Origin of the sequence: Arthrobacter sp. TWP1-1 (genome assembly GCF_049897845.1) — a bacterium.
GTDB lineage: Bacteria > Actinomycetota > Actinomycetes > Actinomycetales > Micrococcaceae > Specibacter.
Genome location: NZ_JAFCXC010000009.1, coordinates 89,589 through 116,052, shown reverse-complemented (window position 1 = coordinate 116,052; position 26,464 = coordinate 89,589). Strand labels below are relative to the sequence as shown.

Here is a 26,464-nt window from a genome sequence, read left to right as displayed (position 1 = left end):
CACAGTACGCTTATTGGCAGTGTTTATTGGTATTGAAAGAGGTGAATCGAGTGGCAGCCATGGAACAAGCCCGTCCGGCACAAAGGGGCAACAACCTCGACGACGTGAGGCGCAACAACCTCGCCATCGTGCTGGGGCTGGCCCATGTGCGGGGGAGGGTTTCCCGTGCGGAGGTCACCAGGATGACCGGGCTGAACCGCTCGACGGTTGGCGGCCTCGTTGCCGAGCTGGTGGAACTGGGGCTGGTGGTTGAGCAGGAACCCGGCGCAGCGAACCATGCTGGCCGGCCAAGTGCCATCATCGTTCCCCGCGAGGACATTGTCGCCATTGCCGTCAACCCTGAAATTGATGCCGTGACCATTGGGCTCGTCTCACTCTCGGGCAAGGTCCTCAAGCGCATTCGATATGACACTGCCCGCGTTCCCACCCCCGAGGAAGTGGTCAACATTGTTGGCGCCGTGGTGGCGGGCATGCGCGGTGAGCTGGATAGTTCATTCCGTACCGTGGGTGTGGGTGTTGCCGTGCCGGGGCTGGTCCGCGGTACCGATGGTGAAGTTGTTGTTGCCCCGCACCTTGACTGGCACAACGTCCCCTTTTCGGCGATGCTCAGCGACGCGTTGGGCCTTCCCGTTGTCTCTGCCAACGATGCCTCCGCGGCAATCTCTGCGGAAAGCACCTTTGGCTCCGGCCGTGGGGCACGTCAGCACATTTATCTCAACGGCGGTGCCAGCGGTATTGGCGGCGGCATTGTCATCAATAACGAATTGTTCCCGGGAGTCAGCGGATTCGCGGGAGAGTTTGGGCATTCACTGGTTAATTCAGCCGGATCGCTGTGCCACTGTGGTGCGTATGGCTGCCTGGAAACTGAGGTGCGGCAATCAGCGCTTCTGGCCGCCGTCGGCCTCGATGCTGCCGACAGTGAGCAGCTGGAGAGCGGCTTGCTCGCACAGTTTTCCCGTCTCGAGGGACCCGATCCGGAGGTATTGGAACTTGTCACCCGACAGCTTGGATTCCTCGCGGAGGCCTTGCGGGGAACCGTCAATATCTTCAACCCGGAGCTCGTCATTTTGGGAGGCTTCCTGGGCCTGCTCTATGCGGTTGCCCCGGAAATGCTGGAATCCGGCGTCCGTGGCCGCGTGCTCATGGGCCCGCGCGACGATGTCAGGTTTGCCCGCGCCGAACTCGGGCTCGACCTGCTCATGATAGGCGCGGCGCAGCTGGCATTTGCCCCGGTGCTCGCCGATCCAGCCAGCATCGCGACGTCACTGGTCAAGGCTGGCTAACAAAGCTAACTGTGCCCTGATTCTTACAGTGAGTCCGGCTCGATCTCGGCTTCCTCGGACAACGCTGCTGCGTGCTCGTTGATTTCCTCGATATCCGGGGAGATCATCTCGGAGTAGACCTCAGCCAGGGGATCGGGGGAGGCGGGCTCGTTGATCAAGTCTTTGTCGTCATAATCAGAATTCTTGCTCATATCATCAGACTAGACCCGGCGCGGCACCGCGGGTAGAGCTTTTTGCGGCCGGGTACCTGCAGGAGTTGAGGCGTGCCCGGATTTGTTGCCAAGGTCTGGCGTGGTTTTCGAGCTGGGTCGATACTGGGACTATTGCGGGTCGCCCGGGATTACCCAATGGCGCCCTGTGTTACTGAATTACCGAAAGCGGCCGGTGATCGTGCAGGGAGGAAACGGCTATGGTCAACTATTCGTGGGTATACCGTCGCTATGGTTCGCGGGCCACCCCGTGGGAGCGATACGCGCTGTCAGCGGGCACGAAAGTTGCTGAGGTGTTCGATCAAGAGCTTGCTGGCCGCACACCGCCGTTCGGGCGGGCTCTGGATCTTGGCTGCGGCCGGGGATCGCATACACCCGAACTGGCACGGCGAGGCTGGGATGCCGTCGGCGTTGACGCCGTCCCCGAGGCCATCGCCGCTGCGCAGCGCAAGGATGACCTAGGGGTGAACTACGTTGTCGGGGATGTTACGGAGCTTGAGATGCTGGCCCTTGGCACATTCGAGCTATTTGTCGACATCGGGTGCTTCCAAGGTTTGGATCGCCAGCAGCGCCAGGCCATGGGAGATAGTGTCTCCGCGCTCGCGACACCAGGAGCGACGATGCTGATGTTGGCCTTTAGCCGGACACGTTTTCGTTCGATGATCGAGGGCGTATCGCGGGAAGAAATTGAGGAGGCCTTCGTCGCTTGGGAAACACTCACGGTTTGGCCGGCACCGACGGAGGGGCTCGGCTGGCCGATGAACCAGACAGATCCGCAGTGGTATCGATTGAAATTGCGAGAACCGGCCTAGGATCCCGGTGGGTTCCTAACGTCCGGTGCGGCGCATGCCGCACCGGACAGGGTTACTCGGCGCTCAGGGTCCGCAGTGTGCTGCCGGTGAATTCCCGGACCGTGTTCTGCCAGACATTGACAAGGCCCAAGAGGTTTTCGCCGTCGGCCCTATGAGCGCCGGTCTGGCTTTCGAGCATGTGCAGCACGCCGGTGCGCAGCTCGGTGTTGAAGTTGACCTTGCCCACCCCGAATGCGGGGGTCCGGGCCAAATCGTCGGCGGGTATTCCTGACGCTCCGTGGAGCACCAGCGGAACTCCGGCTACGGCCGAAATTTGTTCCAGAAGTTCCCACCGAAGCTTGGGTTCGCCAGCGTACTTTCCGTGGACATTTCCCACGGCGACGGCAAGCAGCTGCGCTCCGCTGTCGCGGACAAAGCCAGCCACCTGATCTGCCGCCGTCAACCCGGTAGCTACGGCTGCGAAAGCGCGGTCCTCGTCGCCGGCCAATCCGCCCAGCTCGGCCTCGATGACCACGGACGGATCGGCAATGGCTTCCCGCACCGCACGCACAAGGGCGATGTTGGCGTTGATGTCCAAGGACGATCCGTCGGCAAGAACGGAATCCGCCCCGGCCTCGATTCCAGCCAGAATCGTGGGGATGTCGCTGGCGTGATCCAGCTGAATAGATACGGGTACCGATGCAGCATCGGCGAGCGTGCGCATGGCCGTCACCAGCCGCAGCCCCTGAGTTGTTGAGGCGGTCTTCGGGGCCACCAACAAGATCACGCCCTGGCCGGCTGATTCGGCTTCCGCCACGACGGCCACGGCCGTGGTGAACTCGTAGCAGGTGAAGGCGGGTACGGCATTGCCGAGGGCCAAAGATTCAGAAACCAGGGTGTTCAATGATGTACGCATCAGGTGGTCAAGCCTCCAACAAGGATCCAAGCGACAAAGGTTAGGGCAAATCCGGCCAGTCCAAGGATGGTGGTCAGCACTGTCCAGGTCCGCAGGCCATCGGCCACGGTCAAACCGTAGTAGCGGACAACTACCCAGAAGCCGGCGTCGGTGACATGAGACAGTCCCAGTGAGCCAAAACCGATCGCTACCGTAATGACGGCGATCTGGATGGGTGTGTAGCCGCCGGACAGGATGGCGCTGGAAAGCAATCCCGTGGTGGTTACGATCGCCACGGTTGCCGAACCCTGGGCGGCACGCAAGGCCAGCGAAATGATGAAGCCGAGCAACAGGACAGGAACGCCCCAGCCGTCGAGCGTTTGGGAGAGTGCGCCGCCGATCCCACTGACCTGCAGGACGGTGCCAAAGATGCCACCGCCGGCAACGATCATCAAGATGGAGGCAATGGGCGGCAGTGCGCCTTCAAAGATGACGCTGGTTTCCTGCAGCGACCAGCCGCGGCGGACGGCAAGGGTGAAGAAGGAGAGCCCAACGGCCACGAGCAATGCGAAGAAGGGATTGCCAACAAACGCACTGATGCTGTGCCCGAATGAGCCCTTCGGCATGGTCATTGTGCCGATGGTGCCGGCCAAGATCAAGACAATCGGGGCAGCGATGAGGCCAATGATCAGGCGCGGACGGGGCGGTGCGTTGGTGCCCTTGTGGGAGGCCACCAATGTTTCCGGACTGCCGAACTCCTCAATCTGCGCACGAACGCTGGGCAGCAGGGCAAAGTCCTTGCGGTTCATGATGCTGGCAACCCAGTAGGACAGGAACCCCAATGGCACACAGATGATCAAGGAGATGATCATGATGAGCCCAACATCGGCACCCAAAACACCAGCGCCGGCAACAATGCCGGGGTGGGGAGGGACGGCCACATGGATGGCCAGCATGATGCCGGCCATGGGCAAACCGAACTTGATGGGGTGGACCTTGGCGATCTTGGCGAACGCATAGACGATCGGCACAAGAACAATCACGCCCACCTCAAAGAAGACCGGGATGGCAACGAGGAAACCCACTAGGGTCAATGCAACGGCAACCCGCTTGGCCCCGAGTTTGGCTGTGAAGTGATCGGCCAGCGATTGCACGCCGCCGGATACTTCGATCATGCGGCCGAGGATGGCGCCCAAGGCAATCAGCAGCGCCACCTTTCCCATGGTCCCACCCACTCCCGTGGAGACAACGGTGAAAATGCTCGCTAGCGGAATACGAGCCGCCACAGCAACCAGGATGCTGACTGTCAGCAAGGCTACGAAGGCGTGGATCTTGAAGCGGATGATCATGACAAGCAACAGGGCAACGCCAGCGGCGGCGATGGTCAGCAAGAGCGGGGTGCCAAGCTGGACCTCAGGCTTGATGACTGGCGCGTCGGCTGCAGCCAGCATCAAAGGGGTGATGAGGGTGTTCATGGTTCAGATGTCTCCTTTGACATACGAGGTGAGTGCGGTGTGATTAACCGGCGTGACGCTGGGTTGGGGCAACAACCTTGATGACGGCGGAATCGTCCTCGGCGGCCAGGCCCTGGGCCTGGCCCAGCAGGAAGAGCTGCTCGGCGGCCGCGGCGACGGGGGCTGCCAGACCGGCCGCGCGGGCTGCCTTGCCAACAATTCCCATGTCCTTGACGAAGATGTCTAGACGGCTAAGGACCTCGGCACCTTCTTCGGAGTACGCCTCGAGGATGCGGGGGCCGCGGTTGGAGAGCATGAATGATCCGGCGGCTCCGGCTTCAAGCGCGGACAACGTCTTTGCCTGGTCGAGGCCCAGGGCATCGGCCAACGCAAGCGCCTCGGCAGCAGCGGCAATATGGACGCCGCACAGGAGCTGGTTGACGGTTTTGAGTGCTTGGCCGTCACCCGGCTTGTCGCCAACGATCGAGAGTGTGGAAGCCAGTAATTCGAGGACCGGGGCAGCCTGGCGCTGGGCTTCCGGGGAAGCTCCCACGACGATCAGCAGGTCACCTTGGCCGGCGCGGACGGGGCCGCCTGACAAGGGTGCATCGACGAGTTCAACGCCAAAGTCGGCCAATCGTGCCACTGTGGCCGGAATGGCCTCGGTGCCCACCGTGCTGGTGAGGATGACAACGGAACCCTTGGCCAGAACGGGCGCTACGCCGTTCGCGCCGAACAGTACCTCGTTGAGCTGTTCGCCGTTACGGACGGCCAGCAAGAGGGCGTCGGCTCCGCGGGCTGCGGCCTGCGCCGAATCAAAGGTGTGAATGCCGGCCTCTTTGGCCAGTTCCAAGCGCGGCTCTGCGATATCAAAGCCGTGGACGGTGAGTTCTGAGGCCAGTCGAGTGGCCATGGGCAGTCCCATGGCGCCCAGGCCCAGTACGGTGACGGTGTAGTTCTTGTTCATGGTTGTCTCCTTGAAAATTAGTGGTTAGAAAGTGTCGCTGAGCTTGCGGGTGACATCAGCCAGGGATTGATCGTCGCCAACGTTGCCGGCGAAGACGATGTAGGGGATGCCTGCGGCCGGCCCGTCAACGGGTTCCCACAGTGAAACGATGCCCGGGAGCATGGGGCCGCGGACAATGGCGTGGCGAATCTCCAGCCCGTGGGCGGCCACATCCGAGGAAGTGATGCCGCCCTTGGCAATGACGAAGCGAGGGGGAGTGGCCTTGAGCGTCTGGTTGACCACATCGACGACGGCGGCCGACACTGTGCGGGCAATCTTCAGGCTCGCTGCGGCGTCGTCGGATTTGATGAGGAGGCGGCTCGTGTGGACGATGACGTCGCCGGTGGCCAAGGCTGTCGCGATCTCGGCGACGACGGCGGCAACGTGAGCGCCGCCGTCGTCCGTCAAGAGCTGTTCCACGTCAATCTCGACGATGCGGGCCGAGCTATGGGCGTCAGTGAGGGCCTTGAGCTGGCGGGTGGTCACACCCACGTGGGAACCAACCACGATCAACCCGCCGCGAGCGGAACCAGCGGGAACCGTGCGGCCGGAGTGGAAGATCTCTTCGGTGACCAGCGGCTCGTGGATTTCCTGGCCAATGCGTGCGCGCACAAACGGAGGGCCTACCCGGTAGATGAAGGACTTTCCGCGGCGCTCGGATTCTTCCAAGCCCAATGCGAGGATGCGCAGATCGTTTTCCGTGACGGCGTCGACCACAATCGGGGTGGATTCGGTGGCTGTGTCCAGGGCATCGGCGATGGCGGCAGCTCCGGCCTCGGCGGTGCCGCGGCGAATGAGGTGAAGGTCAACGGTGATGACGCGAGTGGCGGGAATGCGGCCGCCTGACTTTTCTTCAACGTAGTCGGCAAGGGATGAATGAGTGAAGCCGAAGCTGGCGTCCTTGGCGAATTCCGTTTCGGCAACCGGGATGAGCGCGCCCTGGTCACCGCGGGTGTAGTGAATGCCGCCGATCGTGATGCGGCCAGCGTCGGGGAAGGCTGGGACGATGACCACGCCGTCGGCCGTACCGGCGCCTTCTGAGGTCAGAGTTGCAGCGATTGTGTCGGGTTCAAGGGGGAAGTGTCCGCGAAGGGTTGAATCGCTGCGGCTCACAAAGCCCACGGAAATGCCGGCGGCTCGGGCGGAAGCTAAGGCGTTGACCACAATCTCCCGGTTACGTTCCTGAGCTTCAGTGGGATCCAGGCTGCGGGTGTTGGTGAGGACGTACACGGCTTTGGCGAGGGCGCCGTCGATCTGGTGGGCGAAGACCCAGTCGAAGTCGGCAACTTCCCAGCGTGTGAGCACGGGCAGCCCGGACACTGATTGCGTTCCCGTGGGGTCGTCGTCGAGCACAATGAGCACCCGGTTTGATGCGGCGACCTTTTCAGCCACCATGCCGGCCGGCACGTTGACCTCGGCCGGGTATGCGGCCAACAGCTCGGATTCAAGAATCATTTCTTCACACCTCTTTGTGGGGAAACCGTTTGTAAGATGTCTGACATCTAACATTTGAATGTTATTGTGGCACAGGACACGCGAACTGTGCAAGTGAGTAACTGGGACCCTGCGGGGAAGGCCCTAAACTGATGATCCAAGGATGCGACGAAAGGGAATCATGGCACGCAAGTCATTGACCGACATGGTGGCTGATGATCTGCTGGACCGAATCGTCGCCGGAGAGTTCACGCCGGACTCGCTTGTCCCTGGTGAATTGGAACTCAGTGCCCAGCATGAGGTGAGTCGGATGACTGTCCGGGAGGCCATGAAAACCCTTGTGGCCCAGCGCATTCTCCGGGTTGAGCGGGGGCGGGGAACATTCGTCAACCCGCTTGGCAGCTGGGGCTCGCTCAATGCGGTGCTTCGGGCCGTATCCGAGGGTGAGGACGATGCCGCTGTGGCCGTCCAGCTGATTGAGCTGCGGCGAATGTTGGAAACGGGTGCCTGTGAGCTCGCAGCGACGCGCATCTCCGACGATGACCTGGCACGCATGGCGGATCAGGTTGCGCTGATGAAGGCTGCTCACGAGGCGGCCGACGTGCCTGCGTTCGTTGATTCGGACCTGGCCTTTCATGACATCATCCTGCAGGCATCGGGCAACATCTTTGTCGCGGTGCTTTTTGAACCCCTGCACCGCATACTGGAAAATCGCCGCGCAGAAACGTCCCGCGTGCCCCAGATTCAGGCCAACGCCATTGTCATGCACGAAGCAATCCTGAAGGCGCTCACGGTGCGCCAGCCGGAGATGGCCCGGGTGGCCATGGACAACCACATGACCCAGACCATGGATGATCTGAAGAGCTACGTGCTGCGCTCGCAGTAGGCGATCCTTTTCAGCAAGTACGACGGCGCCCCGCTCACCTGAGGTGGGCGGGGCGCCGTCGTACGGTTCAGACTGTCGCGGCTGGAAACTTTTTAGCTGCGGGGCGTCGCCTTCAGCCGGAGCATGATGGTCACCAGAAGTACCAAGGCCGCGCCGATCAAGGCTGCAACGGCTACCGGGATAGATTCCAGATCACCGGAGATGCGTGCCACGGCTAGCCAAGAAAGCCCCCAAGCAAAAGATGCGGCAGTAGCTAGGCGGCCCTTGCCATAAACGGCAAGCAACAGTCCGATAATCACGATCGCAGCAAGGGCACCCAGCGCCCACACGGTTCCGCTGATGCCGAATCCCGACCAGCCCGCGGAGACTGACCATGCGGCAATATTCGCACCCGTGGCAACGCAGACCCACCCTAGGTAGAGGCCAAGGCTGCCGTCGGTGACAATGGCATCAACCGTTGACGTTGGACGGTTCTTTCGCAGTAGGGCGAAGATCCAGAGCAGCACCATTAGGAGCACAATGATGATGGGCACGCTGAGCCATAGCTGGTCGAACTGGATACTAAGAATCCATGCAGCGTTGAGCAGGAGAGACGCCGCCACGGGGTAACCCAGCCGTTGATGCCGGAGCTGCTGTCGCTGCTGAGGGAGGAATTGCCAGACGGCGTAGGCGAGAAGTCCAAGGTAGATGACGGACCAGATCGAGAATGCCGGACCAGCTGGCGCGAGCAAGGTGGCATCGGCGGCCAATGCTCCGCCAGAGGCCTTCTGAATTTCGGTGCCTCCAGCCGCACCAGATCCAATAAAGGATCCAACGACGGCCACGACAGCGCTTGCGGCAACAATGACGGGTCGGCCGAGTGATGAACTATTATCAGGTCTTTTTAGTTGCTTCATACAATAAGAGCCTTGTCGCCAATGAAGCCCAGATCAACAGATGTTACTGAACAGTAATGAAATGTTAACCTTAAATCTGAGCCGTGGCAGGCCTACTCAGACGGCCCCGGCACAAAGAACGATGTTGCAGAGAGTCGTGTCCCATCCAGCAACACCATCCACTCATATGTAGTCCCCGTGGGCAGGGGCAAGCCGCCAGGAAAATTCAACACAACGTTCGAACATCCCGGGAAGCCCATGGGTGGCAGCTGCATGTCAGGCGTTGCCGAGTGCCGGAAATCGACTGACTGGCTGAAGCGCATCACGTTGGGCCCATCCGTGCCGGCCACAGTGACAGGCTGCCCGTCCGAATCCACGAGCACCACTTCCACGGTCGCCTGCGTCTCATCAAAGGTGGGAATGCTGACGGTGACGCTCACAAATATCGAGAACGGCGCGGTCTGGTCGCTGGCAGGGTCCGATCCCAGGAACTGGATGCCGCCGCCAATCACATTGACCTTCCCGGCAGCATCGATGTTGACGAAGTCCGCGATCAAGATGGTGGCGCTTGCGCTCGATAGATCTGTCATGCGGACGTCTCCGTAGCTGTCAGAGGGCTGATGCCTTAACCATAGGCTGTCGAGGTGATCGGCCACTGCCTGTTGGCTCGTGATCGGCTATTGGTCGAGCCTGTCGCCCGGTGGTCGAGCTCGCTACTCGCTGGTCGAGCTTGTCGAGACCTAGATTTCGACTAGATCAAAGGGCGAGGCCCAAGGTGGGGTCGGCGAGTGCCTGTTGGATGGTTTCGAGGATGAGGATTTCTTCTTCCTCAGCATTGGCGGGGAAGTAGCCGGGTGGGGGTTCGGGCATGCTGTCGGGTCCCCAACTGCCGTCGTCTTCTGGCATGTCCAGTATTTCTTGTTCCCAGTCGTGTTCAGATTGCTCTGTGGTCATCGTGGTCATGGTGTTCTTGACCCATTTTGGGTAGGCGGGTGGCTGGTGGTGCTCGGGTTCGGGTGGGCAGTACCGTCCCGAGGGTGAAGTCCAGGAAACACGGCCGTCTGTTTCGCGTCGCGGTGTCCAGCCGCGAAAGCGCAGACTGTGCCGTTCGGGTTCGTTGATGGATCGGCGCTGGCCGTAACGGTTCTTGTCGTCCTTGAAGTGCTTCCGTAAATGATGGCGTCGGCAAAGATGCTCAAGGTTAGCGGCCGTGGACTTCCCGCCGGCGCTAAAGGCTTTCATATGATCCACCTCGGAGGTGGAGGCTTTCGCGTTGCAGCCGGGGAATTGGCAGTATTCATCCCTGATCCGCAGCATGGTCCGCATGGACTTAGTGATCCTGTAGCTATCCATGGCAGCTTCCAGGGGTATGTTGCTGATCGGGTCTACCAGTAACCGGTACATGCTTGGCGCGGATTCCGTCATCCGCTTGGCAACGTCCATGCTGATGGGTCCGGCACCTTCCATCCAGGCCGGCTCATTCGTGAGCCCCAACAACGACATCACCGGGATCAGCACCACCGGCAACGCCTGCGGCAGCGGCGGATAATGAGCTCTTTGTCCATTGTCTACTCCGGTGCGGCCTCCTCTGGTGCCGTCTGGTTGAGGGCTGTCCGGTGCTCCGCACTGAGTTGGGGGTGGTTCGAGGTGGATGACGTCAAGTTCTGGATGCCACTGCGGATTGTTCCTAATATCCGGTTCCCTGAACCCCGGAGAGGAATAATCGGGATCAGCAAAGACGGGAATCACCCCTCGACCCAAGGTAAAACCGCCCTGATACGGATCAGGGAATGATCCACCACCGCAAGGATCCGGCTCCGACGCAAAGAACCACGCATCACCGGAATCAGAACTGGCGCCGGAGTCGGCGCACTTGTCGATATTTGTATCAGTGCCATCGGTGTCAGTGCTGGGGGCGGGGCGGTAGATGCGGTTTTCGCTCATGGTTTGATTCAGGAGTAGGGCTGCGGCCACGTCGGCGCGTAGTTGGGTCACGGTCCGGTCTTCGTGGGGGCCTTGAGCAGCGTTCGCGGTCATGGTGCATTGATCCCAGATCGCCTCGATCGCAGAGGAAGGTGCGTACAGGCTCAGCCATGACATCCCATCCAGGCTCCGATTGATACTAAGTCTGCGGTCTGTGTAGGCTCGGCGGGTGCGTGCCGGAATGGTTTCCGGGTAGGCACGTTCCCGCAGGTGGCGTGCTTTGTCCCTAAAGCTCCGCAAGGTACTGCCCGCGGCTTTCTTCAGCAAGGCCCGCTCAAAGGCCGTCACCACGGCCGCTTCCTGCCCGGTGGTGCGCAGTAGATCGGTTTCCTCGGCAATGGTTACGGCGTAGTCCCAGCCTAGGTCTCCGGACTGTATCGCGGCCATCGACTCGGGTAGCTCACGAACGAGGGTGCCGGAGTGACCCATGAGCCGACTGGCTGCGCCCTCTGGAATGGAAAGCGCCACAGCGACCTCGGCCCGGACCTGATCCACTGAGAGGCCACGCTGCCATGGATCAAGGCTCAACAAGCTACCCTCGATCAGGGTCGCTTGTTCTAACCGCTCCACCATGGTCGCTAAAAGTGCTGCGCACTGGTTTTGATGCCGACGCAGCGCCGTGACGGCGTGCAAGCACTCATCCATCAAGGACTGAACCCCATCCAACTGCGAATACGACGCAGGTCCTGATTCACCAAGGACAGGCAGCTCGGGTAGTTCAGCAAGAGCCTCAAGGCACGACTTCAGCGGCTCAACCTTGGGCAAAGACAGCGCAGTAATCAGGTCCGCCACACTCGCTGTGGTGGATGAATCATCCCGAGAATCCGGGAAATTCGCTGAACTACCCATATCACGATTCTAGTTGATATGTTCGCCTATTGCTATAAATGTTCGAAAGTTTCTAGAACAAATTAGAACGCCCACACGAAACCCAACTAGACCTACTGCAGCCTGAACCTCAGATGGCTGCAGTAGATCTAAGTCAAGCGCCTAGTTGGGCGAGAACGGCTTGGTCTTGTCGCCCGGCTTTGTGGGCTTGACCTTATAGTTCTTCCCATTCATGCGCATCGTGATGTTGCCCAGATTTGGCGACTTGTCGCCAATGACAACAACTTCCGTCACCAAGCCGCCCTTCCAGGTGCAGTCGATCTGGTATCCGCCCCGGGCGCGGAGCCCGGTGAAGGAACCGTCAGCCCACGAAGCGGGCAACGCTGGGAGGAGGTGGATTGTGCCGGTGTGACTTTGGATGAGCATCTCCGCCACAGCGCCGGTGATACCGAAGTTGCCATCCATCTGAAATGGCGGGTGGTTGCAGAACAAGTTCGGCAAGGTGTTGAAGCGCAACAGCCCGCGCAGCATGAACCGGGCACGTTCGGCCTCACCTAGGCGTGCGAACAATGCGGCACGCCAAGGCCAGGTCCAGGACCGGCGGCTGTCACCGGAGACGCTGCCTTCGGTGAACGGCACGCCTTCCTTTTCTCCGCAACGCGCCTTCAGTGAGACCAAGGCGGCCGCTGCCAGTTCCGGCGACTCTGCCAGATTGATCTGACGCCCCGGATAGACCGCGAAGAGGTGCGAGGTGTGGCGGTGGATGTCTGTGGCGCTGTCAAGGTCGGCCTGCCATTCCTGCAATTGACCCCATTTGCCGATCTTGTTGGGTGCGAGCCGCGACTGCAGCTCCTTGACTTTGGTCTGGTATTCAAGATCCAACTCGGCTGCGGCCTCGCAGTCGATGTAGTTCTGGAACAGGTCCCAGATGATCTGCTGGTCGTACATGACGCCGTTCTCACGCGGGCCATGCTCGGGCGACCAACCATCCGGGGCCACCAGTTTCCCGTCGGAATCCTCAACCAGGCGGTCCTCCCAGAACTGGCAGATCTCCTTCAGCAAGGGAACAGCGGTCTCACGCAGATACGTCGCGTCCTGCGTGAACGCCCAGTGTTCGTAGATGTGTTGTCCGTACCAGGCGCTGGCAACGGTGGTCCACTCCCAGGAGTTTCCGCCGAAGATGCTCTGGCTGGTCCGTGCCGTCCAGCCGCGAGTCTCCGCGCCAAAGGCGTTCCGGGTGGCCACCCGGCTGGGGACCGCCACCTGCCGGATGAACTCTATGAGGGGCTCGTGACTTTCGGCCAGGTTGGTGGTTTCAGCGCCCCAATAGTTCATCTGGACATTGATATTGGTGTGGTAATCCGAAGCCCATGCCGGCTGGTTGCTGTCATTCCACAGGCCCTGCAGGTTGGCCGGCAGCCCGCCACGGCGAGATGAGCCGAGCAACAGGTAGCGGCCGTAGGCGAACATGGTTTGTTCCAGACTGGGATCATCCTGCCCCGCGCCGTAGGCCGCGAGACGGACGTCAGTGGGCACCTTGGCGACCTGGTCCGGCGTCGTTCCCCAATCCACGGAGACGCGTGACATCAGGGGTGAGAGTTCGCCTTGGTGTTCGGCGCGTAACTGGTCGTAGGGACGGGATGCGGCGGCGGCAATGGCCGTAGCGATGCCGGGTTCCGGGTCCGCACCGCGCCAGCCAGCGGCGGCGTCGAGCTTGTAATTGGTGCGGGCGTCGAGGATCAGGGTCATTGTCGAGGCGCCCTGGACGCGAAGGCTCGCGCCCACACCGGTGACCGTGCCGTCAGTCTCGGCGATGCGCAGGGTGGCCGCGTGCTTGAGCTGGTTGGCCATCATGCCGGAGAAGGCCAGGGAGCGCGATGATGCGTCGGCCGCCGTGGCTACGCCGTCCTGTCCCGAGGTCAGGGCAAGTGACGCGGTGAGTCCGCCGGGCCGGTCGGTTTCGTAGCGCATGACGATGACGTCGGCGGTCCGGCTGGCGAATGCTTCTCGCAGGACGCGGTTGCCGGCGGTGCCAAATTGGGTGAGGTGGACGCCAATGGTCGGGTCCAAGGCGCGCTTGTACTCGGCCACCGCAGATGTTGCGGCGGAATCGAAGCCGTTGCCCTGCAGCCTCACCTCTGCGATGCGCAGGTGCGCGGCGCCGGCAGCTCCGCGCAGCGTCAAGCGGTAAGAGCTGAAGGTTGCCGTGCCGGACAGGGGGAAGGAGAGGGGTTGGCTGCGTGAGGCAAAGGGTGCCCCGGGGGAGCGCGAATCCAGAACAACCCAGTCGCGGCGGTTGCTTGAGCCTTCGAGAACCCATTGTGTTGGATCCTCGCCGGCGTTGTCTGCCGCCGATGTCAATGAATAGGACGTCAGGGCCACGGTTTTGCCCAAGTCTGCCTGCCATACGACGCCGGATCCCGGGTTGGGTGCCGACCACGCCGTTGTGGGGGAGCCGTCCACGGTGCGCATGATATCCGCGCCTGTTCCGTCGCCGTCGGACTGGCCGGTGGGGGAGGAGAGGTAGAGGGAAGACTGTCCGCCCATGTTCACGCCAGCCAGGGAAACTTCGGAGACCTGGAAGTGGCTCACGCCGGGCTTGGGAGTGAAATCGAACTTGTAATAGGCGTAGGCGGTCTGGTTCGTCGAGGTGAATTCCTTGGCTTGGCGACGCCCCTCGAACGGCGCCGGAAGGGACTTGGTGTCGAGGGCAGTCCAGCTTTCACCGTTCTGGGAACCTGAGAGCGTCCAGTTCTGCGGGTCACGCGCGGGCACGTCGTTGGCGCTGGTCAATGTGTACTTTGAAACCACGACGGCGGACGGCAGCTTGATCTGCCACGTCACCGTTGCCGGTGGTCCTTCGATGCACCATTTGGTGCCGGTGTTGTTGTCGACGGAGGCTTCGACGCCTTCGGCGCCCCAGATCTTGTAGGGTCCGCCGGGTGAGGTGACGACTGGTTGTTCATTGAAGCTGACAACCACGTTGCCAAAGTTCCGGTAGGAGCCGAAGCCTGTGACGCTGGTGTCGTACGCGCCGTCGGGTTGTCCTGCCAGGGCGTTGTCGTAGTCATTGGCGCCGCCCCAGAGGCTCTGCTCGTTGAACTGGATCCTGTCGCTTGCCGGATCGCCGAAGAGCATGGCGCCAAGGCGGCCGTTGCCAATGGGGAGTGCGCCGGACTGCCAATCAGTGGCGGGCAGCTGGTACCAAAGTGCGTGGCTTGAAAGTGCCGGGTGGGGTGCCAAGACCGTGGCGGGTTGGACTGCCGTCTTGGCGGATGCAGTTTGGGTGAAAAGTTGAGCGACAAGCGGCGTGAGGGCAAGCATGCCGCCGAGCTTGAGGGCCTGGCGTCGGGTTGGTTGTACGAAGGTCATAAACAACTCCTGAGCTACATAGGTCTGGTGTTTGTTCTGCGCATCTCGGGGAACTGTCTGTGATCTACGCAATGCAGTGCAAGTTTGGCATGCATAACATCGGATGTCTACGGATGTCCTAAGTGTTACCTCAGTGAGTGGCTTTTCGCCTCGGCGGGGCGCCTTTCACGTCCATCAGAACGGGTTAAGGACTTTGCCGAACGTGGGGACGCGCCTTGGGAATACGACCCAAGGTTGGGCAAGTATTTTGTAGCGGCTGCTGGCCGCAGTCCTCATAGCTTCCGCATATAAGGATATGCAGGCGAAGTGCAGCATTATTGAACCGAATTCCGATCAAGTATTCGACTACTAGACCAGGCATCGACAGGCTGCAGCCCCAACTCAAAAGTGGGCAATCGCAGAGGCGACCGTAGGCCGCCCAATTGACGGCTCACGGATGAATCTTGTGCCTCGGGGGCCCGGACGTTGTAGTCTGTCTACTGCAGGAGCAAGCGAACAGTGAAATGAGGTCGTTGCATGTCCTCAACGAACAACTTGCCAGTTTTGACCCGATTCTTCTCGGCATCCGTAATCCGCCAACTCGCAACCAAGGGGAAATCCCCTCTTTTAGCTCGGTTGGCAAAGCAGTCATCCTTAGAGCAACTGCTAGGCGAAGATGCAGTCATCGCCGACTTATTCGACACAGCTTTCGACAAGCTCAAAATATCAGGGAACCGCGACGAGTACGTTTACCGCAGTGCCTTGGTTCATAAAATATTACTCGGTAAACACTCACTTAATACTGCATCAATTCTGAATGAAGTTCGAGCTGGGGCATGCAAAGCCGATGTGGTTATTCTTAATGGGACGTCAACAGTATATGAAATAAAGTCTGAGCGAGATTCACTCGCCCGACTTGAAAATCAGATTAGAAGCTATCGCAAGGTCTTTGCCTCCACTAATGTAATCATGAGTGAGAGTCACTACAAATCCGTGCGGGATTTGGTTCCCGAAGATGTCGGCCTGATGGTACTCACCGACCGGTTCCAAATATCCGTTCGAAGGGAAGCAATTGATTCACCATCTCGAACATGTCCGGCCGTCATGTTTGAGACTCTACGTACGTCAGAGGCAATCATGATTCTTCAGGCGTTAGGCGTACACGTGCCGGAAGTCCCCAATATCCACTTAAGGTCAATGCTCTCTGAATTGATATGCGGGTTCGAGGCGGATACTGTACACCATTTGATGGTAAAAGTCCTCAAGAAAACACGCGGACAGCGTAATTTGAATAGTTACGTCAAAATGGTGCCAAAATCACTACAGGCCGGTATTCTTACGTCAAGTCCGAGCGAAGCTGCTCGTCAAAGAATTTCTGAAGCAATCAAAACGCCGCTAAGCGTGGCGATGTCCTGGGGGTAAAGATTCAGATGTACTATCCGTATTTTCGTGGCAAACAGTTTGAATTGATTGCAATTCGTGAACTGGCAAATACGTTAGCCGACTCCGGATTTACCCCGATCATAGAGCCTGTAAAGGAATCTTTGAGCGGACTGGAGCGAACACTCGACGCTGTTTGTGCCGCCGGTGGTCGAGCGATAGTCATCACCAATCCGATCCACGGCGACCATAGGTCGGATGGTCGCAGCATCAAAGAACTGCTCGAGGACAACTACCGAGGCAATGATGCCATCCGTTCCGGTTTCTTGCTCAGGAGCGAGACCACTCTCCAGGAAGCCATTGTTGGTTTGGGCGGCACTTCGACGCCATCCGTTCTAATTCATACGGGATTTGTCGATGCGAAACCACTGGCTCAAGCTATTGAATCTGAATTCGATGAATCTATCAATGTCTTCGTCGAGTTGCAGTCATCTGCCCTGTATAGGCGTAATTTTTTGAGTAGTGAGCGAATTATTATCCACGATGGATTTGTCCGTATGAAAAACTCAGCCTACGGTGAGATCGATCGTTTTTCGGACAGGCATATTTTGTTTGAAGAAATGGGCATGACCGGATATGGAGACTTTCTTACCGTTGGCGATAATTACAGTGAGGGCGGCGGGCCGGCATATGCTGTCGCCATTCATTTGACCTTCATTAATCCGGAGAGTGATGATGAGATGTTTGTTTACCATTTCATTTCGGATAGTAATGACACGCCGACTGACCCGGCGGGGAAGTTCGGGCAAGCTCTAAATAAACTCATGGTACGACTTGATAGCGGCGCTTCGTATCTTTACGAAACCAGCGCAATAAAGGAGTTTCGTGATCTCCATTCGCGAGGTCATTTTCCCGGGCTTGGCTTTATTAAGAAATTGTCGATAAAACATCACATTGAAACACTTGCTGAATATCACGAAAATCAGGTCAACTAAAGAATGCGGAAATGTTGTCCTGAATGTTTCGGCGATCGTGGACTAAGGGAAACTTCGTTTCGAACTATAGCTCAGACCCGCAAATTAGAGATTGGTACTTGCGGGTATTGTGAAAGCCTTGAGGTTCCCTTGGTCGAGCCCAAAGAGTTATTTGCTGAATTTGAACGACTCACTAATGTGTACGAAGAATCTGAGGGCGGTAAATCGCTCGTGGAATGGTTCAGGCAGGATTGGGCGTTGTTCGGTAACTCTAAGATGGACAATGCGCACGCGAAAGAGTTGCTTGGTGAAATCCTAGATGATGGTGACATTGTGCGGCGGAGGTTTCGACCTTCACCCGAGTATGTGAGTCATAATTTGCCTCAGTGGGATAATTTGCGAGATGAGATCAAGCATAAGAATCGCTGGTTCTTTACGGAATCAATCGACATGGACAGATTCGGGCAATTGCTTGATTTTCTGATTATTAGTGATCTTGGTGAATCGTGGTACAGGGCGCGTTTAAACGTGAAGTCATCGCCTTTCGCATTGGACGAGATGGGAGCGCCACCTCATGAACTTGCTAGTCATGGAAGAGCTAATCCGGTTGGTATCCCTTACCTCTACCTGGGGTCAGATCCGGAAACTGCCATTTCTGAAACTCGGCCGCACACAGGTGACACTGCTAGTGTCGCCAAATTTTCCGTCCCTAACATCAAAGTAGTCGATCTAAGGAATCCTCGAGAGCAAGTTTCCCCGTTCTTGTTGTCAGATTCTAGTGATATTGGCCAACTGCGAGTCGATATTCCGTTACTGGAAAAATTGGGTGAAGAGTTATCTCGACCCGTGCTTCCTACAGCAGCAGCCTTCGAATATATTCCTAGTCAGTACTTGTGTGAATTTATGAAAAAACTTGGGTTCGATGGTGTTGTTTATCGTAGCTCGGTGGGTCGGGGGATCAATTTGGCAATGTTTCAACCGCAACTTGTGACTTCTGTTAGTGTGTCCCTTTATAAGGTGGATCGAGTTAGCGCTGTTATTTCAGAATCGTGATTTAGTTGCCGTTATTCTGCAACTGTCAGGGTTTCTGTCCATTCAAACGTTTTGTCTATTAGTCACTATTTGTCTTCTCTTGCTTAAAAATTTCGGCCAGATATTGTTTCACCGATGTCGCCTTACGGCCCGCAATAAGGTGAGTCGGTTCCTGCCTTCAGACGCCCCGCTCAGTTAGTCTTTGTCGCACCCACCGCATAGCCTGGCCTGGTGAACACATTTGATGGGGAAAATTCGCCGGAGCTGCTAGCAGAGGGGCTTTATGAGCTCCTCCATACAGACGATCTGGATGCGCGGCTCAAAGCTGTGCCGCATCTTGAATCTAAGAGCTCACTGATTGGCAGTAGCGAATCACCCGAGGCGCTTTCTCGCCACGTGGCCGAGGCTGTGAAGCGTTTGCTGCAAAATACCGCTGCCGAGGACCGGGTTTCAAAGGTCAACGAACTTTTGACGGTAATCGATCCAGGAAATCTGGTGACATCAGGACCTGCGCAACTCACGTCCCTACACAGGCCCGATGTGCTTAAGCGCCGGCAGCTTCGCAGGCCGAACACAAACCTCAGTGATAGCGCCCTTCTCACAAATGCCAAAGATGATCCGAACATGGCGGTGGAGATTCGGGCCGAAATTGAATCCGCCGACTCGGTCGATTTAATCTGCGCCTTCATACGTTGGACGGGGATGCGACTTTTCGAGCGCGAACTCGACGCGCTCAAGGCCCGCGGTGGAAAATTCAGGGTAATTACCACCACGTATATGGGTGCCACCGAGCGCAGGGCTATCGACGAATTGGTCAATAGATACGGCGCTGAGGTCAAGATCAGCTATGAAACACATTCCACCCGGCTTCATGCGAAAGCATGGCTTTTTCATAGAAACAGCGGATTCAGTACCGCCTATGTAGGCAGTTCAAACCTCAGCCATGCCGCCATGGTCGACGGACTTGAATGGAATGTGCGCTTATCCAATATTGGCACGCCCGCATTGCTGCAGAAATTCGGCATCACCTTTGACAGTTACTGGGAGCAGCGGGCATTCCAGTCTTACAGCCCCGAGACTGACGCAGACAAGCTGGACGCCGCACTTCAAAAGAATGGCGGCAAAAGGATTCAGGCACCGAGTGGATTCACTGGTCTCGAGGTCGCGGCATTTCTTCACCAAGTAGAGATGCTGGAGGACCTGGAAGCAGAAAGAAATAAGGGTTTTCATCGCAACTTACTGGTTGCCGCCACGGGGACTGGCAAAACCGTCATTGCTGCTCTGGATTACAAACGCCTATGTGAAGCGGCTGGAAAGGACCTCTCCCTCCTTTTTATCGCTCACCGGAGGGAGATTCTCCAGCAGGCGATGACCACTTACCGCAACGTTATACAGAGCGGTTCGTTTGGCGAACTCTTTGTCGGCAAGAACAAGCCGAAGGAGTGGAGCCACGTATTTGCCAGCGTTCAGTCCTTGAATTCCAAAACATTGGCTGCATTCGACCCGGCTGCTTTCGATGTCGTTGTCATTGATGAGTTTCACCATTCTGCAGCGCCGACCTACCGCAAGCTCATCGAGACTCTGACGCCGAAAGAATTGCTGGGGCTTACTGCTACTCCTGAGCGAGGAGACGGTATCCACGTTGCGGACGAATTCTTTGACGGGAGAACAGCGAGTGAACTCCGGTTGTGGGATGCACTCGACGCCGATCTCCTCGTGCCATTCCACTACTTTGGTGTGTCAGATGGCGTTGACCTGAGCGATTTGGAATGGAAGCGCGGATCATATGATCTGCAACAGCTCAATGACGTGTACACGGGGAACGATGCGCGTGCAGCGAAGATCATCAAGGAACTCCAGGGCAAGGTAACCAGTACAGAGGACATGCGGGCCATCGGATTTTGCGTGTCCGTCCAGCACGCCCACTACATGGCCGAGGTTTTCAATAAGGCAGGGATAAAGTCAGTCGCCGTTTCCGGAATGACCGACGACGGCGAACGAGCCCTTGCGCTGAAACAGCTGCGTAAGCGGGAGATCAATTGCATTTTCGCGGTGGATCTCTTCAACGAAGGACTCGACCTTCCCCAGGTCGACACCATCCTCCTGCTGCGCCCCACTCAGAGCGCCACGATCTTCATGCAACAGCTCGGTCGAGGACTGCGCCGAGCAAAAGGCAAAGCTGTCCTGACGGTCATGGATTTCATCGGCCAACAGCATCGTGAATTCCGGTTTGACGTTCGCTTCCGGGCCATGACCGGCTACGGACGGAAGCAGCTGGAGAAGGCAGTTGAAGACGAGTTCCCCTTCCTGCCGTTAGGCTCACAGATTGTCCTAGACCGAGTCGCCAAGGACGTCGTCCTGGCGAACCTGAAGAGTCAATTGAAGTTAAACAAACCGAAACTGGTTGCAGACATAAAGTCCTACGGTGAAACTCTCTTGGTGGACTACCTGGCGAAGTCCGGCCATGAGATGAAGACGATTTACAAGTCCACAAAGAACTCTTGGACGGAGTATCTGAGGCTTGCTGGCCTGATTGGCAACCAGTCACCGGCCGAAGCTTTACTGACTGGCAAATTGCACGAAATGGCATCGGTCGAAGAAAAGAAGTTGCTGACCCGGATGGCTTCACTCATTCACGTTGATGACCAGGAGCGTGCGGAGGCCTATTCAATGTTGGTTGGCCCCGACGCGCCTGCGTATAGGGATCTCTCTCCGCGGCACCAGGTCTATGCCCGGATGCTGTTCTTCACTCTTTGGGACAACGGAGGAGGCTTTGCCAACTACGACGAAGGCTTAGTGACGCTGCGGAAATATCCGTTCGTGTGTAGTGAGATTGCCCAGATCGTAACGCTCGGAGCGGCAGCTTCGAAGCGAGCCGGCAAGAGTCTTGGTGGACAGTTGGCGTGGTCTCCCTTGCAGAGTCACCTGACATATGGACGTTATGAGGTGCTGGCGGCGCTTGGTGCGAAGTCACTTGATACCCAGCAGCAGCGGAAACTCATCAGCATGGGCGGGGTTGCCTGGTGCGAAACCAGTAAGACCGATGCATTCTTCGTGACGTTGAACAAAGATGAGACAAATCATTCAGCGACCACGATGTACAAGGACTATGCGCTGAGCCCAGATCTCTTTCACTGGGAATCACAAAACGCAACGTCACCCGTGAGTCCTACAGGGAAGCGCTATCTTGATCCGAAGGGACATGGTTCTCAGGTCTTGATCTTCACTCGAGATACCGCTGACGATGAAACTGGGCTGACGGTTCCTTACACCTGCCTAGGCCAAGTGGACTATGTGCAGCACAAGGGTGAGAAGCCGATAGCCATCACGTGGAAGCTACATCGTCCAATGCCGGGCGACGTCTTTGCTGAGGCGGCGGCAGTTGCCCAGTAGTGGGAAAAGTTGCCGCCCCGCGTCATCTACCAGCGCGTAACCTGCGTTACATGCCAGAGTGGACATGTACCCCCCGCTTCAAGAGGAGATCTGCCATGAGCATTCGTGACAATAACAACCGCCGACTCAAAGAAGTCCTTGACATCATGGCCGCCGGATCGTGGCTGGACGAGAAGCCCAATGGGGGAGTGGTCCTCGCTGAGGCTGCCGCTCGTATCCCGTTCTCCAAGGAAGAGTCTGAACTCCTTAGCGGCGGTATTCCCCGGGGACACAAGAACCTCACCAAGGCTACGGCTGACCTGGTCAAGGTTGGCTGGATCACCAAGGGCCGCGGCGGCTGGGAGATCACCGAAAACGGTCTGCGCGCAACCGTTGCTTTCGATACCGCCGATAAGTTGGCCGACGCTTTGAGCGACGGAACCCTGATCCCGGCTGGCACACCGTTGCCTGAAAAGCCGGCTGAAGCAGCAGCCAAAAAGCCGGCGGCTAAGAAACCTGCCGCAAAGAAGACGTCAGCCAAGGCACCGTCAGCGAAAGCTGCCGCGGCAAAGAAGACTGAAGCACCCGGCGTCGTACTCGAAAACCAGCCCGCGTCAGTGGCCCTGGCCGGAAACTTTGGCCACGCCCTGGGTGCTGAGAACTGGGATCCCAACCACCCGAGTCTCCAGATGACGCTGGCAGAAACAGGCACCTGGCAGCTCTCTGCGGATTTGCCGGCGGGGCAGTACAGCTACAAGGCTGTTGTGAACGGATCCTGGGATGAAAACTATGGTGCGTTTGGTGTCCTAGATGGTGCCAATCACGAGTTCGCACACTCCGGCGGCCCCATCTCGTTCCACTACGACCACGCCACGAAAGACGTTTTGCGCGCCCAAGGCTAGGAGCAATCGGGCGGCCGGGATGAGTTCAGTTTCGGGCTTACCGGTCGCCCCGATAGCCTTGGTGCATGACAACGGACGCGAGCGATTCCCCATTGAGCCCAGCTCCGGCAACAACCTGGCGGGCTGACGGGAATAACCTGGTCGCCGAGGGGGACAATCTCAGCTTCCTGGGGACGCTGCCGGACGCGAGTTTCCGCCTGATTTACATTGACCCGCCGTTCAATACCGGCAAGGTCCAGGCCCGTCAGAACATGACCAATGTGCGCAGCGAAACAGGCTCGCGCGTGGGTTTCAAGGGCCGCAGCTACGACACGATCAAGGGCCTGACGCTCAGCTACAACGATTCGTTCGGCGACTACTGGGAATTCCTTGAACCGCGTCTTGAAGAGGCCTGGCGCCTACTTGCCGACGACGGCACCCTGTACCTCCACCTCGATTACCGCGAGGTTCACTACGCCAAGGTGCTCCTTGACGCCCTCTTCGGCCGGGAGTGCTTCCTCAACGAGATCATCTGGGCCTACGACTATGGTGCACGCTCCAAAAAGAAGTGGCCCGCCAAGCACGACAACATTCTTGTGTACGTGAAGAACCCCAAGACGTACTACTTCAACAGCACTGAAGTGGACCGCGAGCCCTATATGGCTCCCGGTCTAGTGACGCCCGAAAAAGTGGCGCTCGGAAAACTGCCCACCGATACCTGGTGGCACACGATCGTCTCACCCAACGGCCACGAAAAAACCGGTTATCCCACGCAGAAACCCCTCGGCGTCTTGCGTCGCATCATTCAGGCCAGTACCGAAAAGGGTGACTGGGTGCTGGACTTCTTTGGAGGCAGCGGCACTACCGGGGCAGCTGCATTGGAGCTGGATCGCCGCTTTGTCATGGTTGACCAGAACCCCGAGGCGATCGCTGTGATGAAGACTCGCTTGGATCCGGAGAAGGTCGAATTTATTCAGCATGAGAGTGCTAAATAGGGCTTGCCTTTGAGTCGGGTCTCGACAGGCTCGACCAGCGGCCTTCGTTCAATCAGCGGTTTTGCTCAGCCCAGCGGGATTAGCCACTCCACCGTGAGGTAGATGCAGGCGGCGATGGTCAGCGCGCCGGTGAGCAGCGCTGGGATCCAGAGCGCCCGGCGTCGAACTTTCACGGCGAAGCCCAACATAACCGGGAATGCCAACATAGCCAGGGCGCCAATCATCCCGAGGATTCCCAATGCCACTCCTGACGCTGTGACCTCGCCATCAAGTGAGCCCGTCATGATCACCAGCGAGATTAGGGTCATCAGAATAATGGGGTAAGCCAGCACTGCCCAACCCACCAGCACGATGCCAACGGTCCACCACACGGAGCGTTGCGGCTTGGTGGAGGGCGCTGCGGACTGGGCCCGGGCGACAGCCAGACGTTGGGACGGGATCTCACTGTGGGGACGGGGCATGGTTCCAGTTTGGCATGCGAAACTGAACGGTTTCTATGTCAGCCGAGGTTGCTGAGCCAGCGGAACACGAAGTAGATAACCACGCATGCCGCGGGAATGCCGGTGATGAGCGCGGCTCTCCACATGGCTCGTTCGCGATGAATCACGGCCTGCCCCAGTAGATGGGGTGCGGCGATCATGCAGAACAGCAGCGCGGCGCCTCCAACGGCGATCGCAATCCGTCCAGGTGTGGCCATGCCAGCGCTGGGATCCATCACGGCGGCGAAAATGAGTATGGCCAGCAGGACGATCGGCAGAATCACCACGGCCCAGCCAATCAGTGAGGCAACAGTCCCGCTAAGTTGCGAACGCTGATTGTGGCGCAGTTCGCCGTGAACTGGAGGGTGGCTGGGATTCTCGGTCATCCCTTATTTCTACCAGCAACGGCGGTAGGTTCCAGTGCCCAGCTCAGGAGGGTTCGACGTCGTACTTTCGATGAGTCAAAACTATAGACCAGACTTTGGTTCTGGTGTATCCTGCGTCACGGTCTATAGTGGTTGGGATGGCATTGCAGGATGTCTCGACAACGTTGTGAAAGAGGCCCACCGTGCATGACCGTATCCGCCACTCCGGACTGTTGGAAAAGCGTATGTCAGCTGAGGCCGCGGCGGCTCTCATCAAGCCCGGCATGACAGTTGCCATGAGTGGCTTTACCGGTGCCGGCTACCCGAAGTCAGTCCCGCAGGCGTTGGCTGTCCAGATGGAAGCTGCGCATGCCGCGGGATCCGATTTCAAGATCAAGATTCTCACCGGCGCCTCCACCGCTCCCGAGCTCGACGGCGTGCTCGCGAAAGTCGGCGGCATTGAAATGCGCCTGCCGTACATGTCCGATCCGGCACTGCGCAAGCGGATCAATGACGGCGAAATTGAATACATGGATATTCACCTCAGCAACGTTGCCCAGCACACCTGGTTCGGATTCTACGGCGACATCAACATCGCCATCATTGAAGTTGTGGGCATTCGTGAAGACGGCAGCCTGATTCCTTCCTCTTCCGTGGGTAACAACAAGACCTGGCTGGACATGGCCGATGCCGTGATCATCGAGGTCAACCAGCAGCAGTCGGCAGGTCTGGACGGCATGCACGATATCTACTACGGCACCGCCCTGCCGCCATTCCGCAAACCGATCATGCTGACGCAGCCGGAAGACCGGATTGGTCAGCCGTACCTTGACGTTGATATTTCGAAAATCATCGCCGTGGTTGAGACGGACGCGCCGGACCGGCTCTCCGCTTTCGCAGAGCCTGATGCCACCTCCAACAAGATTGCGGACCACCTGCTTGATTTCCTCGACGGAGAAATCAAGTCCGGGCGCATGACGGATAAGCTGCTGCCGCTGCAATCGGGCGTGGGTAACATTGCCAACGCCGTGCTGGCCGGGCTGTCCCGTGGTGGATACCACGGGCTCAAGGCGTACACCGAGGTCATCCAGGATGGGATGCTGGGACTGATCAAGGACGGCACCATTGCGTTTGCATCGGCCACGTCATTCTCACTGTCCGAGGCCGGCATTGCCGAGTTCAACGAGAACGTGGACTTCTACCGGGAACGCATTGTGTTGCGGACCCAGGAGATTTCAAACCACCCCGAGCTGGTCCGCCGTTTGGGCTGCGTTGCGCTCAACGGCATGATTGAGGCCGATATTTACGGCAACGTGAACTCCACCAATGTGGTTGGATCGCATGTCATGAACGGCATCGGCGGCTCCGGCGACTTTGCCCGCAACGGCTTCCTTTCCGTCTTCATGTCCCCGTCGGTGGCCAAGGACGGCCGCATCTCCGGCATTGTGCCGATGGCGAGCCACGTTGACCACACTGAGCACGACACCATGCTGCTCATCACCGAGCAGGGCTACGCCGACCTTCGCGGACTTTCCCCGAAGCAGCGCGCCCGGTTGATCACGGAAAAGCTGGCGCACCCGGAATACAAGCCGATGCTCGAGGACTACTTCGACCGCGCCCTGCGTGATTCCTATGGCAAGCACACACCGCACCTGATGGGCGAGGCACTGTCCTGGCACCAGCGGTACATCGAGACCGGGGACATGCGGCTCTAGGGAGTGCAGGTAGGTGAATGGAACGCTGGAATATCTATTTCGGCGGGTCAATTTTGTCTACGTGCGGAGTCGTGCGTGCGTATCCGCGGATGAATGTCATACCCCATCGATAGGATTCAATACAAGGTCGATTTGAGCGCATAGATCTGAGTTCATCGAGAAGAAATTTCGCGCTCATCGTCTTTCCGCCCGTTCTTATTCTGTTGGGAGAATAATAATGTCCGCATTTTCTGATGATCAAATTCAGCTTTTGAAATCACTTCGTGCAACGCTTCC

At 58.3% G+C, this 26,464-nt stretch carries 21 protein-coding genes; 10 read left to right on the top strand and 11 right to left on the bottom strand.

The annotated features are described in order from the left end of the window. Positions 1 to 59 precede the first annotated feature (59 nt). Positions 60 to 1,283, top strand: a complete 1,224-nt coding sequence (locus tag ACP7B9_RS14790; protein ID WP_425864582.1) for an ROK family protein — start codon at positions 60 to 62, stop codon at positions 1,281 to 1,283. 23 nt (positions 1,284 to 1,306) lie between these two features. On the opposite strand, the gene ACP7B9_RS14785 is transcribed toward ACP7B9_RS14790, so the two are convergent. Beyond that, a complete protein-coding gene (locus tag ACP7B9_RS14785) occupies positions 1,307 to 1,474 on the bottom strand; it encodes a hypothetical protein (protein WP_425864581.1) in 168 nt (55 codons plus the stop codon). Between the two features lie 218 nt (positions 1,475 to 1,692). On the opposite strand from ACP7B9_RS14785, the gene ACP7B9_RS14780 reads away from it, so the two are divergent. After that, on the top strand, positions 1,693 to 2,304 hold the full coding sequence (locus ACP7B9_RS14780) for a class I SAM-dependent methyltransferase (RefSeq protein ID WP_425864580.1): 612 nt from the start codon (positions 1,693 to 1,695) through the stop codon (positions 2,302 to 2,304). A gap of 52 nt (positions 2,305 to 2,356) precedes the next feature. Here ACP7B9_RS14780 and ACP7B9_RS14775 read toward each other — a convergent pair whose 3' ends face one another. From ACP7B9_RS14775 to ACP7B9_RS14760, 4 genes are read right to left on the bottom strand one after another with little or no spacing between them, the layout of a single operon-like run. Next, positions 2,357 to 3,199 carry a class II fructose-bisphosphate aldolase gene (locus ACP7B9_RS14775; protein WP_425864578.1) on the bottom strand — a complete coding sequence of 281 codons (843 nt, stop codon included), beginning with the start codon at positions 3,197 to 3,199 and terminating at the stop codon, positions 2,357 to 2,359. After that, on the bottom strand, positions 3,199 to 4,653 hold the full coding sequence (locus tag ACP7B9_RS14770) for a GntP family transporter (RefSeq protein WP_425864576.1): 1,455 nt from the start codon (positions 4,651 to 4,653) through the stop codon (positions 3,199 to 3,201). Before ACP7B9_RS14770 ends, ACP7B9_RS14775 begins: the two co-directional genes overlap by 1 nt. A 43-nt stretch (positions 4,654 to 4,696) precedes the next feature. Then, positions 4,697 to 5,599, bottom strand: coding sequence for an NAD(P)-dependent oxidoreductase (locus tag ACP7B9_RS14765; RefSeq protein ID WP_425864575.1), 903 nt, complete (start codon positions 5,597 to 5,599; stop codon positions 4,697 to 4,699). Positions 5,600 to 5,623: 24 nt separating this feature from the next. Next, positions 5,624 to 7,093 carry a four-carbon acid sugar kinase family protein gene (locus ACP7B9_RS14760; RefSeq protein ID WP_425864574.1) on the bottom strand — a complete coding sequence of 490 codons (1,470 nt, stop codon included), beginning with the start codon at positions 7,091 to 7,093 and terminating at the stop codon, positions 5,624 to 5,626. Between the two features lie 160 nt (positions 7,094 to 7,253). Here ACP7B9_RS14760 and ACP7B9_RS14755 point away from each other — a divergent pair, with 160 nt between their 5' ends. Then, the gene (locus ACP7B9_RS14755; RefSeq protein WP_425864573.1) at positions 7,254 to 7,958 is read left to right on the top strand and encodes a FadR/GntR family transcriptional regulator; all 705 of its coding nucleotides are present in this window, start codon (positions 7,254 to 7,256) and stop codon (positions 7,956 to 7,958) included. A gap of 92 nt (positions 7,959 to 8,050) precedes the next feature. Here the strand turns inward: ACP7B9_RS14755 and ACP7B9_RS14750 are convergent, their stop codons facing one another. From ACP7B9_RS14750 to ACP7B9_RS14735, 4 genes are all read right to left on the bottom strand, one after another. Beyond that, on the bottom strand, positions 8,051 to 8,854 hold the full coding sequence (locus ACP7B9_RS14750) for a TspO/MBR family protein (RefSeq protein WP_425864572.1): 804 nt from the start codon (positions 8,852 to 8,854) through the stop codon (positions 8,051 to 8,053). 92 nt (positions 8,855 to 8,946) lie between these two features. Beyond that, positions 8,947 to 9,423 carry a DUF6941 family protein gene (locus tag ACP7B9_RS14745; RefSeq protein ID WP_425864571.1) on the bottom strand — a complete coding sequence of 159 codons (477 nt, stop codon included), beginning with the start codon at positions 9,421 to 9,423 and terminating at the stop codon, positions 8,947 to 8,949. A gap of 166 nt (positions 9,424 to 9,589) precedes the next feature. Then, a complete protein-coding gene (locus ACP7B9_RS14740) occupies positions 9,590 to 11,665 on the bottom strand; it encodes a DUF222 domain-containing protein (protein ID WP_425864570.1) in 2,076 nt (691 codons plus the stop codon). Positions 11,666 to 11,806: 141 nt separating this feature from the next. After that, positions 11,807 to 15,016 (bottom strand): glycosyl hydrolase family 95 catalytic domain-containing protein, encoded by a 3,210-nt coding sequence (locus ACP7B9_RS14735; protein ID WP_425864568.1) that lies wholly within the window; start codon positions 15,014 to 15,016, stop codon positions 11,807 to 11,809. Between the two features lie 516 nt (positions 15,017 to 15,532). Between ACP7B9_RS14735 and ACP7B9_RS14730 the strand changes: the two genes are divergently transcribed. The 6 genes from ACP7B9_RS14730 to ACP7B9_RS14705 all read left to right on the top strand — a co-directional run bounded on the left by ACP7B9_RS14730 (position 15,533) and on the right by ACP7B9_RS14705 (position 23,629). Continuing rightward, positions 15,533 to 16,417 (top strand): sce7726 family protein, encoded by an 885-nt coding sequence (locus ACP7B9_RS14730; protein WP_425864567.1) that lies wholly within the window; start codon positions 15,533 to 15,535, stop codon positions 16,415 to 16,417. A gap of 8 nt (positions 16,418 to 16,425) precedes the next feature. Then, a complete protein-coding gene (locus ACP7B9_RS14725; protein ID WP_425864565.1) occupies positions 16,426 to 17,370 on the top strand; it encodes a sce7725 family protein in 945 nt (314 codons plus the stop codon). A gap of 129 nt (positions 17,371 to 17,499) precedes the next feature. Then, positions 17,500 to 18,402 (top strand): RES family NAD+ phosphorylase, encoded by a 903-nt coding sequence (locus ACP7B9_RS14720; RefSeq protein WP_425864563.1) that lies wholly within the window; start codon positions 17,500 to 17,502, stop codon positions 18,400 to 18,402. A 210-nt stretch (positions 18,403 to 18,612) separates the two neighbouring features. Then, complete coding sequence (locus ACP7B9_RS14715) at positions 18,613 to 21,774, top strand: DUF3427 domain-containing protein (RefSeq protein WP_425864561.1); 3,162 nt, start codon at positions 18,613 to 18,615, stop codon at positions 21,772 to 21,774. A 95-nt stretch (positions 21,775 to 21,869) separates the two neighbouring features. Beyond that, on the top strand, positions 21,870 to 22,655 hold the full coding sequence (locus ACP7B9_RS14710) for a glycosidase (RefSeq protein WP_425864560.1): 786 nt from the start codon (positions 21,870 to 21,872) through the stop codon (positions 22,653 to 22,655). 65 nt (positions 22,656 to 22,720) lie between these two features. Then, complete coding sequence (locus ACP7B9_RS14705) at positions 22,721 to 23,629, top strand: DNA-methyltransferase (protein WP_425864558.1); 909 nt, start codon at positions 22,721 to 22,723, stop codon at positions 23,627 to 23,629. 65 nt (positions 23,630 to 23,694) lie between these two features. Here ACP7B9_RS14705 and ACP7B9_RS14700 read toward each other — a convergent pair whose 3' ends face one another. Together ACP7B9_RS14700 and ACP7B9_RS14695 are read right to left on the bottom strand one after the other, a co-directional pair. After that, the gene (locus ACP7B9_RS14700) at positions 23,695 to 24,090 is read right to left on the bottom strand and encodes a hypothetical protein (protein WP_425864557.1); all 396 of its coding nucleotides are present in this window, start codon (positions 24,088 to 24,090) and stop codon (positions 23,695 to 23,697) included. A gap of 38 nt (positions 24,091 to 24,128) precedes the next feature. Then, on the bottom strand, positions 24,129 to 24,494 hold the full coding sequence (locus ACP7B9_RS14695; protein ID WP_425864555.1) for a hypothetical protein: 366 nt from the start codon (positions 24,492 to 24,494) through the stop codon (positions 24,129 to 24,131). 182 nt (positions 24,495 to 24,676) lie between these two features. On the opposite strand from ACP7B9_RS14695, the gene ACP7B9_RS14690 reads away from it, so the two are divergent. Then, positions 24,677 to 26,188, top strand: coding sequence for an acetyl-CoA hydrolase/transferase family protein (locus ACP7B9_RS14690; protein WP_425864553.1), 1,512 nt, complete (start codon positions 24,677 to 24,679; stop codon positions 26,186 to 26,188). Positions 26,189 to 26,464: the final 276 nt, after the last annotated feature.

Bases quoted from the DNA above. Each gene is read 5' to 3' on its own strand.
- ACP7B9_RS14705 (WP_425864558.1), top strand. From the start codon at position 22,721: ATGACAACGGACGCGAGCGATTCCCCATTGAGCCCAGCTCCGGCAACA.
- ACP7B9_RS14785 (WP_425864581.1), bottom strand. From the start codon at position 1,474: ATGAGCAAGAATTCTGATTATGACGACAAAGACTTGATCAACGAGCCC.
- ACP7B9_RS14740 (WP_425864570.1), bottom strand. From the start codon at position 11,665: ATGGGTAGTTCAGCGAATTTCCCGGATTCTCGGGATGATTCATCCACC.
- ACP7B9_RS14765 (WP_425864575.1), bottom strand. From the start codon at position 5,599: ATGAACAAGAACTACACCGTCACCGTACTGGGCCTGGGCGCCATGGGA.
- ACP7B9_RS14710 (WP_425864560.1), top strand. From the start codon at position 21,870: ATGAGCATTCGTGACAATAACAACCGCCGACTCAAAGAAGTCCTTGAC.
- ACP7B9_RS14725 (WP_425864565.1), top strand. From the start codon at position 16,426: ATGTACTATCCGTATTTTCGTGGCAAACAGTTTGAATTGATTGCAATT.
- ACP7B9_RS14780 (WP_425864580.1), top strand. From the start codon at position 1,693: ATGGTCAACTATTCGTGGGTATACCGTCGCTATGGTTCGCGGGCCACC.
- ACP7B9_RS14775 (WP_425864578.1), bottom strand. From the start codon at position 3,199: ATGCGTACATCATTGAACACCCTGGTTTCTGAATCTTTGGCCCTCGGC.
- ACP7B9_RS14730 (WP_425864567.1), top strand. From the start codon at position 15,533: ATGTCCTCAACGAACAACTTGCCAGTTTTGACCCGATTCTTCTCGGCA.
- ACP7B9_RS14755 (WP_425864573.1), top strand. From the start codon at position 7,254: ATGGCACGCAAGTCATTGACCGACATGGTGGCTGATGATCTGCTGGAC.
- ACP7B9_RS14745 (WP_425864571.1), bottom strand. From the start codon at position 9,423: ATGACAGATCTATCGAGCGCAAGCGCCACCATCTTGATCGCGGACTTC.
- ACP7B9_RS14760 (WP_425864574.1), bottom strand. From the start codon at position 7,093: ATGATTCTTGAATCCGAGCTGTTGGCCGCATACCCGGCCGAGGTCAAC.
- ACP7B9_RS14735 (WP_425864568.1), bottom strand. From the start codon at position 15,016: ATGACCTTCGTACAACCAACCCGACGCCAGGCCCTCAAGCTCGGCGGC.
- ACP7B9_RS14770 (WP_425864576.1), bottom strand. From the start codon at position 4,653: ATGAACACCCTCATCACCCCTTTGATGCTGGCTGCAGCCGACGCGCCA.
- ACP7B9_RS14695 (WP_425864555.1), bottom strand. From the start codon at position 24,494: ATGACCGAGAATCCCAGCCACCCTCCAGTTCACGGCGAACTGCGCCAC.
- ACP7B9_RS14750 (WP_425864572.1), bottom strand. From the start codon at position 8,854: ATGAAGCAACTAAAAAGACCTGATAATAGTTCATCACTCGGCCGACCC.
- ACP7B9_RS14790 (WP_425864582.1), top strand. From the start codon at position 60: ATGGAACAAGCCCGTCCGGCACAAAGGGGCAACAACCTCGACGACGTG.
- ACP7B9_RS14700 (WP_425864557.1), bottom strand. From the start codon at position 24,090: ATGCCCCGTCCCCACAGTGAGATCCCGTCCCAACGTCTGGCTGTCGCC.